14 protein-coding genes are annotated in these 15,691 nt (G+C 61.5%); 6 read left to right on the forward strand and 8 right to left on the reverse strand.

The annotated features are described in order from the left end of the window. Nucleotides 1-13 precede the first annotated feature (13 nt). The 6 genes from V7756_RS16005 to V7756_RS16030 all read right to left on the reverse strand — a co-directional run bounded on the left by V7756_RS16005 (nucleotide 14) and on the right by V7756_RS16030 (nucleotide 9,633). Nucleotides 14-1,669, reverse strand: coding sequence for a diguanylate cyclase (locus tag V7756_RS16005; RefSeq protein WP_335611200.1), 1,656 nt, complete (start codon nucleotides 1,667-1,669; stop codon nucleotides 14-16). Next, nucleotides 1,662-2,048, reverse strand: a complete 387-nt coding sequence (locus V7756_RS16010) for a response regulator (RefSeq protein ID WP_335611201.1) — start codon at nucleotides 2,046-2,048, stop codon at nucleotides 1,662-1,664. Before V7756_RS16010 ends, V7756_RS16005 begins: the two co-directional genes overlap by 8 nt. 131 nt (nucleotides 2,049-2,179) lie before the next feature. Beyond that, complete coding sequence (locus V7756_RS16015; protein ID WP_335611202.1) at nucleotides 2,180-3,781, reverse strand: sensor histidine kinase; 1,602 nt, start codon at nucleotides 3,779-3,781, stop codon at nucleotides 2,180-2,182. After that, nucleotides 3,781-8,226, reverse strand: a complete 4,446-nt coding sequence (locus tag V7756_RS16020) for a PAS domain-containing protein (RefSeq protein ID WP_335611203.1) — start codon at nucleotides 8,224-8,226, stop codon at nucleotides 3,781-3,783. Before V7756_RS16020 ends, V7756_RS16015 begins: the two co-directional genes overlap by 1 nt. Nucleotides 8,227-8,295: 69 nt before the next feature. Then, nucleotides 8,296-9,069 (reverse strand): SDR family NAD(P)-dependent oxidoreductase, encoded by a 774-nt coding sequence (locus V7756_RS16025; RefSeq protein WP_335611204.1) that lies wholly within the window; start codon nucleotides 9,067-9,069, stop codon nucleotides 8,296-8,298. 111 nt (nucleotides 9,070-9,180) lie between these two features. Further along, entirely contained in the window at nucleotides 9,181-9,633 is a 453-nt protein-coding gene (locus V7756_RS16030; protein ID WP_335611205.1) for an OsmC family protein, read from the reverse strand. Between the two features lie 86 nt (nucleotides 9,634-9,719). Here V7756_RS16030 and V7756_RS16035 point away from each other — a divergent pair, with 86 nt between their 5' ends. From V7756_RS16035 to V7756_RS16055, 5 genes are all read left to right on the forward strand, one after another. After that, nucleotides 9,720-10,046 carry an ArsR/SmtB family transcription factor gene (locus V7756_RS16035; RefSeq protein WP_335611206.1) on the forward strand — a complete coding sequence of 109 codons (327 nt, stop codon included), beginning with the start codon at nucleotides 9,720-9,722 and terminating at the stop codon, nucleotides 10,044-10,046. After that, nucleotides 10,036-10,467, forward strand: coding sequence for a YeeE/YedE family protein (locus V7756_RS16040; protein WP_335611207.1), 432 nt, complete (start codon nucleotides 10,036-10,038; stop codon nucleotides 10,465-10,467). Before V7756_RS16035 ends, V7756_RS16040 begins: the two co-directional genes overlap by 11 nt. 2 nt (nucleotides 10,468-10,469) lie before the next feature. Continuing rightward, on the forward strand, nucleotides 10,470-10,889 hold the full coding sequence (locus tag V7756_RS16045; RefSeq protein WP_335611208.1) for a DUF6691 family protein: 420 nt from the start codon (nucleotides 10,470-10,472) through the stop codon (nucleotides 10,887-10,889). Further along, nucleotides 10,886-12,613 carry a SulP family inorganic anion transporter gene (locus V7756_RS16050; RefSeq protein WP_335611209.1) on the forward strand — a complete coding sequence of 576 codons (1,728 nt, stop codon included), beginning with the start codon at nucleotides 10,886-10,888 and terminating at the stop codon, nucleotides 12,611-12,613. The genes V7756_RS16045 and V7756_RS16050 overlap by 4 nt, the downstream gene beginning before the upstream one ends. Before the next feature lie 91 nt (nucleotides 12,614-12,704). After that, entirely contained in the window at nucleotides 12,705-13,172 is a 468-nt protein-coding gene (locus V7756_RS16055) for a c-type cytochrome (RefSeq protein ID WP_335611210.1), read from the forward strand. Between the two features lie 50 nt (nucleotides 13,173-13,222). On the opposite strand, the gene V7756_RS16060 is transcribed toward V7756_RS16055, so the two are convergent. After that, nucleotides 13,223-13,900, reverse strand: coding sequence for a cytochrome b/b6 domain-containing protein (locus tag V7756_RS16060; protein WP_335611211.1), 678 nt, complete (start codon nucleotides 13,898-13,900; stop codon nucleotides 13,223-13,225). 328 nt (nucleotides 13,901-14,228) lie between these two features. Between V7756_RS16060 and V7756_RS16065 the strand changes: the two genes are divergently transcribed. Then, on the forward strand, nucleotides 14,229-14,714 hold the full coding sequence (locus tag V7756_RS16065; RefSeq protein ID WP_335611212.1) for a hypothetical protein: 486 nt from the start codon (nucleotides 14,229-14,231) through the stop codon (nucleotides 14,712-14,714). Nucleotides 14,715-14,789: 75 nt separating this feature from the next. Here V7756_RS16065 and V7756_RS16070 read toward each other — a convergent pair whose 3' ends face one another. Next, nucleotides 14,790-15,572: an SDR family oxidoreductase gene (locus V7756_RS16070; protein WP_335611213.1), complete on the reverse strand. Its 783-nt coding sequence runs from the start codon at nucleotides 15,570-15,572 to the stop codon at nucleotides 14,790-14,792. Between the last annotated feature and the right edge of the window lie 119 nt (nucleotides 15,573-15,691).

The following is a 15,691-nucleotide window of genomic DNA, read 5'->3' on the forward strand; positions in this document are numbered from 1 at the left end:
TTGCCACCTGCCGTCAATCGGCGGAGTTACGCTGAGCCGGACCTATGATCTGATTGCGGCCAGCATGCTTGGCGCGGTAGAGGTTGCGGTCGGCGTGCTCAAGCAGATGGTCGCACTCCCACTCGGGCGCGACGCAGCCGCTGATGCCGGCGCTGAAACTGCAGTAAAAGCTCTGGTTGCCGGAGGAAAACTGCAGGGCGTGGAAAGCCTCGCGGATTTCCTCGAGGATCAGCCAGGCATCGCTGGTGGCGCAGTTGGGCAGCACGGCGACAAACTCTTCGCCGCCGTAGCGCCCCAGGCGGTCTACCTTGCGCAGGCGCTGGCGCAGCAGATTCGACAGCCCGCGAATCACGTTGTCGCCAACCGCATGGCCGTACTGGTCGTTGACCGACTTGAAATGATCGATATCGATCATGGCCACGGTCATGGGCTGCTGGCTGCGCCGCGCCCGCTCCACTTCTATTTCTACCTGTTCCTTGATGTCGGCGTGCTTGAGCAACCCCGTCAGGCTGTCGCGGGCCAGCGCCTCGCTGACCATGCGGGCGCGCTGGGCGCGGGCGTAGACGGTGGTCAGCAGGGCGTTGTCACTGATGGGTTTGGTGATGAAATCGTCGCCAGCCTTGAGCAGCGCCGACATCTGCCGTTCGGCGTTGGTCTCGGCCGAAAGGTAAACGATGGGCACGCGCAGCCAGTCGTCATTGAGGCGTATCACCTGAGCCAGTTCGGGCCCGTTGTAGTCGGGCATGTTGATGTCCATCAACACCACATCGGGCAGAAAATTGTGCATTTTCTCCAGCAGCAGATTGGGGTCGAAGGCGGTTTCCACCAGCATGCCATTGTTGCTCAGTACCAACTGATAGCGTGTCGCCAGTTCGGCGTCATCATCCACCACCAGCACCCGGAAAGGCCCCCCCAGGTGATTGTTGAAACAGCGTTCCAGGCGGCTTTCCAGCGAGGGCAGGTCGACCGGTTTGGTGAAAAAGCCGCGAGCGCCGGCGCGCACCGCCTGCAGGCGGCTGATGAAGTCGTCCTGGGAGCTGATGACCAGCAGTGGCGGCGCCTCGGTGGTGTTGTCGGCAAAGGGAGCCTGCAACAGCATGTTGTAGCCGTGCGGGCTGGTGTCTACCACCAGGGCGTCGAGCCTGGCAGTGGCCTCGCCGAGCTCGGCCTGCCGGCGAAACAGACTGACTTGGTAGCCGAAACTGGTCAGCGTCTGGCTCATCTGCTGCGCCAGGGCGCTGTCGGCGATCAGCAGGCCGATATGCCGACCACCGCTGCCCAGGCTGGTCCCTGCGCTCAAGGGTTGCGGCTGCGCTTTGTCCTGCCCCTGCTGGTTGCGCTGCAGTAATACGTGCAGATGCTGGGTGGCGACTGCCAGGGCGTTCAGTGCCGCCTGATTGCTGCCGCCGGCCCGGTCGATTTCGTTCTGCGCCTGGGTTTCCAGTTCACGGCAGCGACTGCCCAGTTCGCCGTAACCGAAGGTACCGGCCGAGCCGGCCAGCTTGTGCAGGCGGTCGCGTACCTCCAGCAGCGCCGCGTCCGCATCCGGCCCGCCTGCTGGCAGGCGAGCGGCGAGCTGCTTGAGGGTTTCCAGTTCCTTGTTCAGGCGTTCCCGAAAGCGGGCTTCCAGTGCGGCAAGCTGCGGCCCCAGCTGATCGTTATCATGCATGGTGCTCTCTCCAAATCTCGCGAATCTGGTCGGACAGGGCCATCGGGTCGAAAGGTTTGATGATGACCCCGGCGGCACCAAGTTCGCGATAGGCAGCGACTTCCTGGTTTTGTGCCTTGGCGGTCATGAACACTACCGGCACGCCGAGCATGCAGGGCAGCTTCTGGAGTTCGGCAAGGGTTTGCGGGCCATCCATGCCGGGCATCATTACATCCAGCAGCACCAGCTGCGGATTAAAGTCTGCGGCTTCCGTCAGACCGGTCATGCCGGAGTCACAGCTTTTGACGGTAAAGCCACCCACCAATTCCAGTGCTACGCGGGCAACCTCCTGAATCGACAGGTCGTCTTCAATATGCATGATGCGTTCGAGCTTGTTCATGGGACTCTGATCCATTGGTCGATTACTGCGGCGGAGCTGGGTATAGGCGTTGCGCTGGGCAAACCAACCCGCAAACGGCTGTTAGGGCCAGGCATGCAGTGTAGCCAATGCGGCCCGGTATGGCGCTTTCATCAGTCTCCTTCTGCAGCCGGCAAGGGTAGACGAAACCAGAAGCTGGCGCCCTCGCCAAGCCTGGACGAAACTCCCACCTCGCCCTGCATGCGCTCGATCAGCTCCTTGCAGATAGCCAGTCCCAGACCGGTGCCGCCGCGCTTGCGGGTGTCGCCCATATCCAATTGGGCAAATTTCTGAAACAGGGCACTGTGGTGCTTCGGATCTATGCCGATGCCCTGATCTATAACCCGTACCTCAACTCGTTCAGCCAGCTGCTCGCATTCGATACGCACCTCCCCCAGCTCGTGGGAAAACTTGGCGGCGTTGGACAGGTAATTGCTCAATACCTGCAGTAACCGGCGGGCATCCACCAGCACTATGGGGTTGGCGCAGGGTTCGGTCAGCTGCAAGCTGACCTTGAAGCGTTGTGCATAGGGCCGATTGTCTTCCAGCGCCTGTTCCAGCAGGGGGCGCAGCGGTTGCTCGTGGCATACCAGCGGCAGCTTGCCGGCTTCCAGCTTTTCCATGTCGAGTAGATCGTTGATCAGCTCGTTCAGTCGGCTGGCATTGTCATGCGCTATCTGCAGTAGCCGCTGCGCCGCAGCAGGCAGATCGCCCTGGGCCCCACCACGCAGCAGGCCAACAGCGCCGCTCAGCGACGTCAGCGGCGTACGCAGTTCATGGCTGACAGTGGCCAGAAACTGGCTTTTCTGCAGGGTGGCCTGGCGCAACTCGGTAATATCGTGCATCACCACCATGGCCGCCGAGCACCTCGAGTGCCGTTGTAGCGGGCCGCCGTTGCACAGCAGAATGCGCGGTGCCTGGGATTGGGCCTGCAGACATATTTCGGCGTTCTCCACGTGCTCCCCGCGCCAGGCACGCAGTAGCGGAATTTCCTCGATCGGCAGAGGCGTAGTGCAATCTGCGCGGTACAAATCGTAATAGTCTGCCCATTGTTCCGGCGGCATTTTGCGTACGTCCAGCCCGTGCCAGGCGCGCGCAGTATTGTTGAAGCGCGTGAGTTCCCCTTTGGCGTCGCACACCGCCACCCCGGCGTGCATGTTGTCCAGCAGGCCCTCTGCCAGCGCGCGCTCTTCCTGCAGCTCGTCTTCGCGCCTGGCGCTGTGCAGCAGGTTCAGGCGCAGCTGCAGCTGGTACTCGACCATGCGGGACAGACGTTCTAGTGTCTCGCGCTGGCGCGGTTCGAGCTGCCGCGGTTTGCTGTCGATGACGCAAAGCGTGCCTAAACGGTGCCCCAAGGGCGTGCTGATCGGCATGCCGGCATAGAAACGGACGTGGGGCGACTCGGTCACCAACGGGTTGTGGCTGAAGCGCGGATCAAGGCGCGCGTCGGGCACCTCCATCATCACGCCCTGCTCGATGGCATGCGCGCAGAAGGCCAGGTCGCGATAGGTTTGCTGGGCATCCAGCCCGACGCGACTCTTGAACCACTGACGCTGATCATCAACCAGCGATATCAACGCGATGGGCATGTCCAGCCACAGCGAAGCCAGCGCGGTGATATCGTCAAAAGCCTGCTCGCTGGCGCTGTCCATGATCTGGTACTGCGCCAGTGCGGCGAGACGTTGCTCTTCGTTGGCATCATGCGCCATGGCCATCACTGCGCCTCCCTGGGCGAAATCAGTGTACTGTCGGACTGGTAGGGTTGCAGCTCTGCTACCGGGAGGCAACACCAAAACCGTGAGCCAATCCCTGGCTGTGATTCAAAACCGATACTTCCACCCATGTGCTGTATCAGCTCCTGGCTTATTGCCAGCCCAAGACCGGATCCGCCCCTTGCTCTAGTAGTGGAACTGTCGAACTGGGAAAACTTGTGAAACAGCCGTGCATGGAAAGCCTGGGGAATGCCCGCACCCTGATCGATGACGCTGATGCACACCTGTCCATCCAGTAGTTCGCTGCTGAGCTGGACGTCGCCCCCGGGCTTGGAGAATTTGACGGCATTGGATAGAAGATTGCTCAACACCTGCCCCAGGCGCAGCGCGTCAACGGAGATAAAGGCATCGTCCTCACGGATCAGACGCTGACTGATCTGGTACTGGTCAGCGTAGCTCTGGTTAAGCTCCAGCGCCTTGTGCAGAATCGGTAGCAGCGGCTGCAGCCGCATCTCGAAGAGCATCTTGCCGGCAGCCAGCTTATCCATATCGAGCAAATCATTGATCAGAACGTTCAGGCGCTGACTGTTCTGCTCGGCGATGCCAAGGAGCTTCTGCATCTGCTCGGGTATCGGGCCCAGTGCGCCGCTGTTGACCAACCGCAGTGAGCCGGAAATGGCGGTCAGCGGGGTGCGCAATTCGTGGCTGACGGTAGAGACAAACTGCGATTTCAACTGCTCGACACGCGTCTGCTCGGTCACGTCCCAGATAAAACCGTCGTACCAGCGCAATTCGCCATTGCTGTGGTACTCCCCCCGCCCTTTTTCGCGCACCTGCACCTCATGACCTGCGGCATGCAAGATGCGGTAGGTGCGCTCAAAGCCGGTCTGGCCGTCGCTGCCGCTGCTACGGCCGGCCTTTTGAAGGTCGTGAGGGTGGATAATGCTCAGGTAGCTGCGGCGATGATTGTGGATGAAATCGCTGGCGGGATACCCAGTGATTTGTTCAATCTCATTGCTGAGGTAGGACATGGTCCAATGGTCATCCGCCTGACAGCGATATACTGCGCCCGGAAGGTTGCTGACCATTCCACGAAACCGCGACTCGCTCTTCTGCAACGCTCGGGTGGTCTGAATCAGGTCGGTAATATCGGTAGCCATGCCGAGGAAACCGCGCAGCTCGCTGGGCTCGTCTGCTATACGGGTGACGGTGAAATTGACCAGGCGCTGCTGGCCGTCCTTGCGCACGAAGGTCCAGGGCAGGGTATCGGAGTGACCCTGGCGCGCGCGATGGAAGAATATCTCGGCGCCTTCCACCGGGTGTCCAGCCTCGGCACTCAATACTTCCGCGTGCCGGCGGGTTTCACTCGGCAGATGAAAATGCAGAGGGGACAGTTTGCCCACCACTTCGTTGGCGGCGTAACCAAGCAATTTTTCCGCGCCGGAGTTGAACACCGTGATATTGCCTTGGGTGTCTGTCGCCATGATGGCTACTTCGGTGGAGGCGTCCACCAGCGCGGCCAGAAAGGAGCGCGCCTGGCGCATCTCGTCGGCACGCTGCATTTCCATGCTGATATCGGCGTGGGTGCCGCTCATGCGCAGCGGCGCGCCTTCAGCGGTGCGTTCCAGTACCTGGCCGCGATCCTGTATCCATACCCAGTTGCCACTGCGGTGTTGCAAGCGATAAGTGCAACTGTAAAGCTCTGTTGCACCCTGCAAATGCGCGGTCAACTGCTGCTGGAAGTCAGCACGGTCGTCGGGGTGCACCAGCGCGGTCCAAGAAGTGGTGGTAACAGGCATGAGCTCGCTCACCTGATATCCGAGCATCTGTGCCCAACGTTCATCGACCACCATCTGGTCGCTCGGCAAATCCCATTCCCAAGTGCCTATGCCGGTAGCATCTATCACTCGTGCCAGACGCTGTTGCTCGCTGGCCAGGGCAAGTTGGAAGCGCTTGCGCTCGGTGATGTCGGCGATAAATCCGTGCCAGACGATGTTGCCGTTGTCGAGCAGCTCGGGGCTGGCAAAGCCGGCCACCCAGATATCGCCCTTGAGCGGATGCCGCACGCGGTACTCGGTGCGCCAGGTCTGCAGTCGCAGGGCCGATTCGGTAATGCTTTCAATCAGCCCTTCCAGATCGTCAGGGTGCACCCGTTCCAGCGCCAACTGACCGCCACTGGCTGCCTGTTCGGGGGTGATGCCATAAATATCGTTGATGCCTGAACTGCTATAGGGAAACCAGGCTTCGCCATCGGCCGCCAGCTGATATTGATAGACCATGCCCGGCAGGTGGCGGGTCAACTTGTTCAAACGCTGCAATAGCTCTTCGCGCTGCTGTGCCGCCTGGTCTTGTTCCAGCAGCCTGCTGATCCAGCGGCCGCACAGACGCATGAATTCCAGATCGACCTCGTCAAAGGGCTGCTCCCGCCGCTGGGTGCTGGAAAAATTCAGCGTACCCCAACGCTTGCCGTCCACGTGCACGGCAACGCCAATGTAGGACTCCAGCCCGAACTGCTGATAACAGGGATGGGCGTGAAAACGCGAACTGCCCATGGCGTTGATCGCCAGCACATCGCTGTGCCGGTAGGTCAGGCTGCAATAGGTCTGCTCGAAATCGAACTGGGTGCCGGGTTCCGGCGCCGTATCCACAGCGTAGCCGGCCACCACGGTATAGCTGTTGTTTGCAATCTGGCTGATCAGGCCCAGGTCCAGTTGCAGGTGTTCGCAGCCCAGCTGCAGGGTGCGGGTCAGCCGCTCCAGCAGGTTGATGCCGCTGGCGGCCGCAATCTCGTTGAGTGACCGCAGGGTGTGCCGCTGGCGCTCCAGCCGCCGCTGGATCAGGTGCTTCTCCTGGTTTTGTTGCAAGGCGTTGATCAACTGACCCAGGGTTGCCAGTAAGGGCTCCAGAAAGCTCACCATCTCCTGGCTGTAGCCCTGGGCGCGGTTGCCCAACGCGAGCACGCCGAGCAGGCGCTCGCCATGGCAAATGGGCAGGCCGAGGAAGGAATGCAGGCCATCGTCGGCGCTGAGCACCGGGTCTATTATCACCTCGCTGCTGCAGGCCAGCGATTCGATCAGCGTCAGGTTATTTTCGAGCAGCCGCTGCGCCAGCCGCAGATCCGGCTGTAGTTCCTTGCCGGCGGCGCTCAGACTGCTCACCGCGTAGGGCACTAGTTGCGGTTGCCGGTCTTTGTCACGTACCTGCGCGACCACACCAAAGCGACTCTCGGTCAAGCGCAGAATCTGCTCCAGCAGCTCGTTGAAACCACGCTCGACCTGATCACGCTGAATATAGGCCGACTGCGCCCTGGCGATGATGGTCAGCAGTTGTCGGCTCAGTTCGCGTTGCTGGCTTTCTGCAAGTATTGCCCGTTGATGCACGGCGGACTGGCGTTGGGTCGCGCTGCGAAATGCCAACAGCAGTATGCCCAGCAATACCAGGGTGGCCAGGCAGGTCAGCAGCCAGTTGAGCAGCAGCCGTGACAGGTCCTGCTGATGCTGCGTGGCAGCGGCGGAAATATCCTGCCAGGTGACGATGCGCGCTGCCTTGTGGGTTTCAGTGATGGCGGCGTCCGGCTCGACCAGCGGCAACGAGGTAAACAGATATTCACGACCATCCAGATTGATCTGCTGGTGATCTGGGGTGTTGACCGTGGTGGGTAGTTCGGCGCGGTCCAGCCAGTCGTCGATGGCCATATTGGAATGACGCCCGAGCAACCAGCGGCCGTTGCTGGCCAGGCGCATCTTGCTGTGATCCGAGAGCGCGCCAGCGGGAATCAGCAGCGCAGTATCGATCTCGGCGCTGGCAGTGTCGCTGAGGTTGGGCGCCAGCGCATAGAAGCCCACGGTCAGGGTCGCGATGACCGGACCGTCAGGATTATCGCCACCATACACCGGCACCACCGCTGTCTGGCGCACCCCCAGAGGACCGCTCTCCAGCCCGAGCTGCGCCTGCCCCGCGCTCAGCGCCTGCGTCAGCAACGGGCGGTTGCTCTCTACCAAAGGCTCTATCGGATCCGGGTCCTGCTGCATGCGCAGCAGTGACAGCCGAGGCTCTGACAGTTGAACTTCCAGCACCTGGGCGCCGCCAGCCTGCAGTATGGTCCAGACCCCGTTCAGGTCAGCGCGCAGCTGCTCACGCAGGCGCAATATCTCTGTCTCGTCTTTGGGTTGCGCCTGGTTGAGGGTGTGCAGGCGCCGGATCAAGCGCCGGGTATCGGGGTCCTGCACCAGGCCGTTGGCTGCCATCTGCGCCTGATTGCGCAGGGTCAGCTGGCTCTGTTCGATGCTCAGTTGGGTAATCCTGGCCTGCATCTCCAACTGGCGCTGCCAATGCAGCTCGCGCTGCTGCCAGGCATTGGCGGCCAGATAGAGAAAAAACAGGCCAAGGGCGACGCCGCCGATCAGCACGATCAGTTGACCGGTCTTGGTATGGGTAGTTGTGGCCATTAAAACATCCGGGTTCCAATGGCCTGACAATAGCCTCTGCGCGGCTCGCCTGCCAGTCTGATGGCTGGCTTACAGGCTATTGCTCAAATGGCCACCATCTACATTCAGCACACTGCCGGTCATGAAGGCGCCGGCCTCACTGGCCAAGAGCAACAATGGCCCGTCCAGCTCTTCCAGTTGACCGAGGCGACGCATCGGCACCTTGCTGCGGATGTAATTCTGGCCGTGCTCGGTGTCGAAGTAGTCGGTATTCATCTCGGTACGGAAATAGCCGGGGGCGATGGCGTTTACGCGGATGTTGTCGCGTGCCAGCTCCAGCGCCATGGCCTTGGTCAGCTGCACGACACCGGCCTTGGCGACAGCGTAGTGGCTCAGAGCGGTGCCCACACGCAGGCCGAGAATGGAGGCGATATTGATCACGCTGCCGCCCTGCCCGCCCTTGGCCATGGCCACACAGGCACGGTGAGCAACGCGCCAGGCGCCGTCGAGATTGGTATCCAGCATGCTGCGCCAGTTGCCTTCCGTCATTTCCAGAAAGGGCACCGGATCGCCTATGCCGGCGTTGTTGACCAGAATGTCGCACACGCCGAAAGCCTGCTCGGCGGCGCTGAACCCGGCCTCCACGCTGTCGCTGTCGGTTACGTCCATGGTCACCGCCAGCGCTTCATGGCCCTGCTGCTTGAGCTCATCGACCAAAGCGCAGAGCCGCTCGGCCCGGCGGGCGGCAACCACCACGCGGGCGCCTGCGCTGGCCAGCAGGCGAGCAAAGTGGGCGCCCAGGCCGCTGGAGGCGCCGGTGATCAGGGCGGTCTTGCCGGTCAGGTCGAAGCGTTGCTGGGTCATGCCAATATCTCCTGTGCTGTTGGGGTGTGCGGCGAGTATCGGCCAAGCGGGCGCCGCGCACCAGCCAGGTGCGGCTCGGTGATGATGCCCGATTCAGCACAGATGAGTGGCTCAGCCCTTGAGCTGCTTGCCTTCGCTGTCGAATACCCTGAGCTGGATGGGTAGCGCAGCAACCACGCTTTGCGACACGGTGCAGAAACGCTCGAACTGATCGAGGATGCGATCCAGCCGTTGAAATGCGGCTGCCGGATGGCCCAGATGCAGGTCTACGTCCACGCCGACTATCCGCAGCAGGTTGTCGGCGTTGCGGCCAAGGTGACCCACGGCCTCGGTACGAATGCCGTCGTTGGGTTGATGGAACTTGCCAAGGGCAAACACCAGGCTGTCGCTCAGGCAATTGCCCAGTGCGGTAACCAGCAGTTGCGCCGGGCTGGGACCCTGGCCCGTGCCGAGCGGTGCCGGTTCATCGGTTATCAGTTGCGGGGTAGAACTCTCGGGATACTGCACCAGAAACCGAAAAGCTTCCTGTTGCTGCAGGGTTACGGCTACGCGGTCATCGCTCATGCGCTGCTCCGATTGGCTGTGTCGAGTTGCAATCAATCTATTTTTTTATATATTGTGTGTCAACTGAGGAATAGGGATTCCGTACCGTGAACGACCCGCTCGATATCAATCGCCTGTCGGTAGCAGCCGATCAGGCCCAGCAATTGCTCAAGGCGTTGGCCAATCGCGACCGTCTGCTGCTGCTGTGCCAACTGGTCGACGGCGAGCGCAATGTGGGCGAGCTGGAACAGTTGCTTGGCATACTGCAGCCGACCCTGTCGCAACAGCTGGCGGTGCTGCGCCGGGAAGGGCTGGTTGCCACGCGGCGCGAAGGCAAGCAGGTCTACTATCGCGTGGCCAGCCCGCAGGCACTGGCGATACTGCATACACTCTATGGGTTGTTCTGCGCCGAGGAGGCCAACGATGCAGATTGACTGGGTGGCTTTTACCCCGGGTACGGCCCTGGCCGGTGGGATGTTGATCGGCCTGGCTGCTGCGCTGTTGATGCTGTTCAACGGGCGCATCGCCGGCATCAGTGGGTTGCTTGGCCGCTTGTTGCAACCGCAAGCGGGCAATGGCGAGGGACTGTTGTTTATTGCCGGTCTGTTGCTGGCGCCCTGGTTGTATCTGCTGTTGGCCGGCGAGGTTCGGGTGCAGATCGAGGCAGGTCCGCTGGGGCTGATGGTGGCCGGGCTGCTGGTCGGCTTTGGCTCGCGCCTGGGCTCGGGCTGTACCAGCGGTCATGGTGTCTGCGGGCTGGCGCGGCTGTCGGCGCGCTCGCTGGTGGCTACGCTGAGCTTCATGGCGGCAGGCTTTGCCTGCGTTTTTGTGCTGCGACATTTATTGGGAGTCTGATCATGCGGCTGTTAATTGCACTGCTCAGCGGCCTGTTGTTCGGCGTCGGCTTGCTGCTGTCAGGGATGGCCAACCCGGCCAAGGTGCTGGGTTTTCTCGACCTGGCAGGCGCCTGGGATCCTTCGCTGGCGCTGGTCATGCTGGGTGCCATTGGCGTTGCGCTGCTGCCCATGCAGTGGATTCAGCGCAGCGGTCGCACCTTGCGCGGCGAGACGCCACAGCTTCCGGGCACGCGCCAGATCGATGCCCGTTTGATCGTTGGCAGCCTGCTGTTCGGCACTGGCTGGGGCATTGCCGGCTTCTGCCCCGGCCCGGCCCTGGTGGCTGCCGCCGCTTTGGTACCGCAGGCATTGCTCTTTGTCGCCGCCATGCTGCTGGGCATGTGGTTGTTCGGGCGCTTTGATCGGCGTGCTACCGCGTGAGCGACAATCCGCGGCTGCAGCCGCCCGGCGGACCGGAAATGCTGGCCTGGCTGCGCCATTATCGGCGCGCCTGGCTGGGCGGTGATCTGACCGCCGGTCTGGTGCTCAGTATCATGGTGATCCCGCAGAGCATGGCCTACGCCATGCTGGCCGGCATGCCGGTGCAAGTGGGACTGTACGCCAGTCTGTTGCCGCTGCTGGGCTACGCGCTGTTTGGCAGCAGCATGAGCATGTCGGTGGGTCCGGTAGCGGTCACCGGGCTGATGACCGCCACCCTGCTGACGCCGCTGGCTACGCTGGGTAGCGCCGATTACATGCAGCTGGCCATCTGGCTGGCGTTGTTGTCTGGCGTCATGCTGTTTGTGCTGGGGCTGTTGCGCCTGGGCTTTCTGGCCAACTTCCTCAGCCATCCGGTGATCAGCGGTTTTATCAGTGGCGCCGCCATTCTGATCATACTCAGTCAATTGCCGAGTCTGCTGGGCCGCGAGAATCTGCCGCACAGTCTGCGCGAGCTACTGAACGATTGGCATCTGAACAACACGCTGGTACTGGCCATGGGACTGGCGGCGCTGGCCTGGCTGCTGTATGCGCGCAGCCTGATGGCCAGCCACCTGCGAGCGGTGGGGTTGACGCCAGCAGTGGCGACGCTGCTGTCACGACTGGCGCCCATAGTGGTAGTGCTGGTGGCGGTGTGGGGCACCTGGTTCCTTGATCTGGCCAGCCACGGCGTGCCTGTGGTGGGCAATCTGCCGGCCGGGCTGCCCGCGCTGGTATGGAATACGCCCGGGCTGGGTGATCTGCGCCAGCTGTTGCTGCCGGCCGCGTTGATCAGTCTGGTGACTTTTGTCGAGAGCGTATCCATCGCCCAATCCCTGGCCAGGCGCAAACGGCAGAGCATCAACCCCGATCGCGAGCTGCTGGGCCTGGGGGCCGCCAATCTGGGCTCGGCGATTACCGGGGGCTTTGCCGTGGCGGGCGGTTTCTCCCGCTCCAGCGTGAATATCGAAGCTGGTGCCAACACCCCCCTTGCCGGCGGGATCGCCGCGCTGATGATCGGCCTGATACTGCTGACGGTGGCGCCACTGTTCGCCTATCTGCCGCTGGTGATGCTGGCAGCGGTAATCATGGTTGCGGTGACTCCGCTGATCGACCTGCGCAGCCTGACCCGCGCCTGGCGCTATGACCGCGCCGAGGGCCTGACGCTGCTCAGCACCCTGCTGGGTGTGCTGATACTCGGCGTAGAGGGCGGCATCATTCTCGGTGTCGGTCTGTCCATCGTCGCCCAGTTGTGGCGCGGTAGCCGGCCGCATGTAGCGGTGGTGGGCCGGGTGCCGGAGACCCATCACTTTCGCAATACCAAACGCCACCTGGTGGAGACGGTGCCGCAGTTGCTGGCGCTGCGGATTGACGAAAACATCTTCTTCGCCAACACCAAGGCGGTGGAACAGGCCATTTACCAGGCACTGGCGGATTATCCCGATACCCGCGAAGTGTTACTGATTCTGTCTGCGGTCAATCATATCGACAGTACGGGGCTGGACATGCTCAGTGAACTCACGCTGGGCTTGAGCGAGCGCGACATCCATCTGCATCTGGCGGAGGTCAAGGGCCCGCTGATGGACCACCTGGAACACACCGATTGGATTACCACCCAGATCGACGAGATATTCCCCAGTACGCATATCGCTTTCACCACGCTGGCGGAGCGCAAACGGCCGCAATAGAGCGGCCACCACCATGCGATAGCGCCGCTTGGGGTGCTATGCTGAGCCGGCATTGAGAATCAGCCTGATAAAAACACAAGAGAGAGAAACCATGAAATCCATGATTGTCGGCGCGCTGAGCGCCATTTTACTGGGCGGTGCCGTTACCTCGTTTGCGCAGGTGTCGCCAGAAGATCAGATCGAAATCCGCCAGTCGGGCTATCGCTACATGTCCTGGAACATGAGCAAGATCAAGGCTCAGGTAATTGATGGCAGCGTCGAATACAACCAACAGCAGGTCAGCGCTGCCGCCAACACTATTGCGGCCATCGCCAATTCCGGCATGGGCGCGCTCTTTGGTCCGGGTACCGACAAGGATATTGGCGATCTGCACACCCGCGTGGATCCGGCGTTATTCGACAACATGCAGGAGGTCGCGCAGCTGGCCGGCGATCTGAGCACGGCCGCCGATAATCTGGCTGCTACCGCGCAGAGCGGCGATAAGGATGCGGTACGGGTAGCCTTTGGCGAGGTGGGCAAGAGCTGCAAGGCCTGCCATGAAAAGTACCGCATGGATTGAGGCTGGTTGGTCCTGGCCTGTTCAGCCCGCAATGTCGGGCTGTGGCAGGCTTACCAGGCTGGCACCGCCGGCGCCGGTGGCGGGGCAGGAATCCAACTGCCCCATGCCAGCCAGACCATGCCAATGGCAATAATCAGCGCAATGCTCAGCGCCAGAGCCCCGCCGCTATGCGGATCGGGCTTGAGCGCCTGTTCTGACTCTTTGCGACCATGCAACATCGCGCCCACCAGCTTCTTGCCGCGCAGCCGGTAAATGACGATGGCCAGGATGTGCAGGCCGATCACGACGTAAATCAGCTCTTCGGTCGATCTGTGCCAACCACTCACCAGCGCGCCCACTTCGCTGGATACCAGTCGCGTCAGCGGACCGTAGAAGGCGACGTCATCATTGGTAATCAGGCCGGTCAGCGCTTGAAAGCTGAACAGCGCCAGCATGGCAAATACTGAAAAAGCGCCCAGCGGGTTGTGGCCCAGCTCATACCATTGGCCACGCAAATAGCAGGACACGCGCGAGGGGGTAGGAAAGAAATTGCTGAAGCGCGCGTAGGTGCCACCCACCAGCCCCCAAACCAGACGGAAGGTCAGCAATCCCAGCACGGCCAGACCGAATCGCTCATGCCAGACCATCCAGTTGCCACCCAGGCTCACCGTCACCAGAGCGCCAGTGACACATAGAGCCAGCAGCCAGTGAAACAGGCGAAGAGGAAGGTCCCAGACAACAACTTGCATGCAGTACTCATCAGGTTTTGGACACGGGTGCAGGCTACCCCCTGAGCCGGGGTGTCGCAACCCTGCCGGGCAGCTTTGCACGCCTTCGCATTGGCTTCGGCAGCCACGGCTGTGTCCGGGGCGCGCAGAGAGGGCTCCAATGCGCTAGCGAAAGCAGGGGCAGGCAGCACTGCTGAGCGGCACCCCGGCGCCCCGGTTGTGGGGTAAGTGCCGGAAAGTAAACCAGATATTCAAATATCATAATGACATTGCACAGAGCGCTGATTATGATCGGGCGGCGGTAACGGAAGTACATACTAATAAAATCAATGAAGAAGGATTCTTCTGAATGACAAGCATGAAAAAGCTCGCCCTGGCAGCGTCAGTCTCTGCCACATTGTTCGTCTCCGGTTGCGCCAGCATCGTGAGCGACTCGCAATATCCCGTGGTCGTGAAATCCGAGCCGCCAGGCGCTGAATATCAGATTCGCAACCGCAGCGGCAGCGTAATTCACCAGGGCACCACCCCCAGCACTGTCACCTTGAAGGCAGGCGATGGCTATTTCCGGGGGGCGCGTTACAACCTGCAATTCACCAAAGACGGCTATGAGCAACAAAGCCAGACCTTGGACTCCAGCATGGACGGCTGGTATTGGGGCAATGTGCTGATTGGGGGAGCAATCGGTCTGCTATTGGTCGATCCGGTTACCGGCGCCATGTACAAACTGCCTCCGGCCAGGACTGCCAACCTGGTTCAGGTGCCCATGGCACCGCCAGCGCAGCCTGACGCGGCCGAAGTAGTTAGTGCCGTGGAGGTAGACGCCGCCAGCAAGTAAACACGGCGACCCAGAAGGCAGGGGCGCATTGGCGCCCCTGTTGTGTTTCCGGCCGGCATCACGCTTGTGCCAGCGTCATACCTCCATGTGCCGCCCCAGTTTGTCGCGCAGCAGTTCCGGATTATCGCCAGCAGCCTTGTCCAGGCCGGCTAGGTCTTCCGGGATATACCAGTGCAATTGCTCGGAGTGGTAGCTGGCCCATACCACCTTGGCCACCTCCACAGCCTCGATCAGCCGGAACGGCCCCTGATCGGGCGCCTTGGCGAGAAACTCGTCAGAGGTCATGCCGGTTCGAATCAAGCCAGGCAGCGCGTCGGCGCAGCGAATATCAAAGCGCCGAAACTCATTCGACAGCGCCTCGGTAAGGCCTTTTACCGCATGTTTGCTGGCCGAGTACACGGCAATCAACGGCATGCCCATGGTCGCGGAAGAGGAAGAGGTGTTGAAGCAGAGCGCGTTGGGCGTGTCCTTCAGCAGCGGTAGCGCAGCGTGGGTGCCATTGAGCACGCCGATGAGGTTCACGTTGATGATCTTCAACTGATCCTCAAAGGACATCTCATCGAAGAAGCCGCGCATGATGATGCCGGCATTGTTGAACAGAATGTCCATGCGCCCACCGGTGGCTGCGCCAAAGGTTGCCACCGCCGCGTCAAACTGCGACTTGTCGCTCACATCCAGGGTCTGAATGATGCAGTTGACGGCGCCCAGCTCTGCCTGCAAGGCTGCCAGCCCCGCTGGATTCACATCAAAGGCGCCCACGAACCAGCCCTTCTCGTGAAACAAACGCGCTGTCTCGCGGCCCATGCCGGAGGCGGCACCTGTAATGAAGATCGACTGACGACCGGCGGCTTGAGACATGTATGCAGTCCTTTTACAGAGGTGATGGATGGGCTGAGAGTAGCAGCGTGGCTGCGCCTTGGGAGCCAAGCGGTAGTCTGATTGATTAGAGGGGAATCATTGGGGTGATGGAGAGGGCG

This window comes from Halopseudomonas sp., assembly GCF_036961105.1.
Lineage (GTDB): Bacteria > Pseudomonadota > Gammaproteobacteria > Pseudomonadales > Pseudomonadaceae > Halopseudomonas.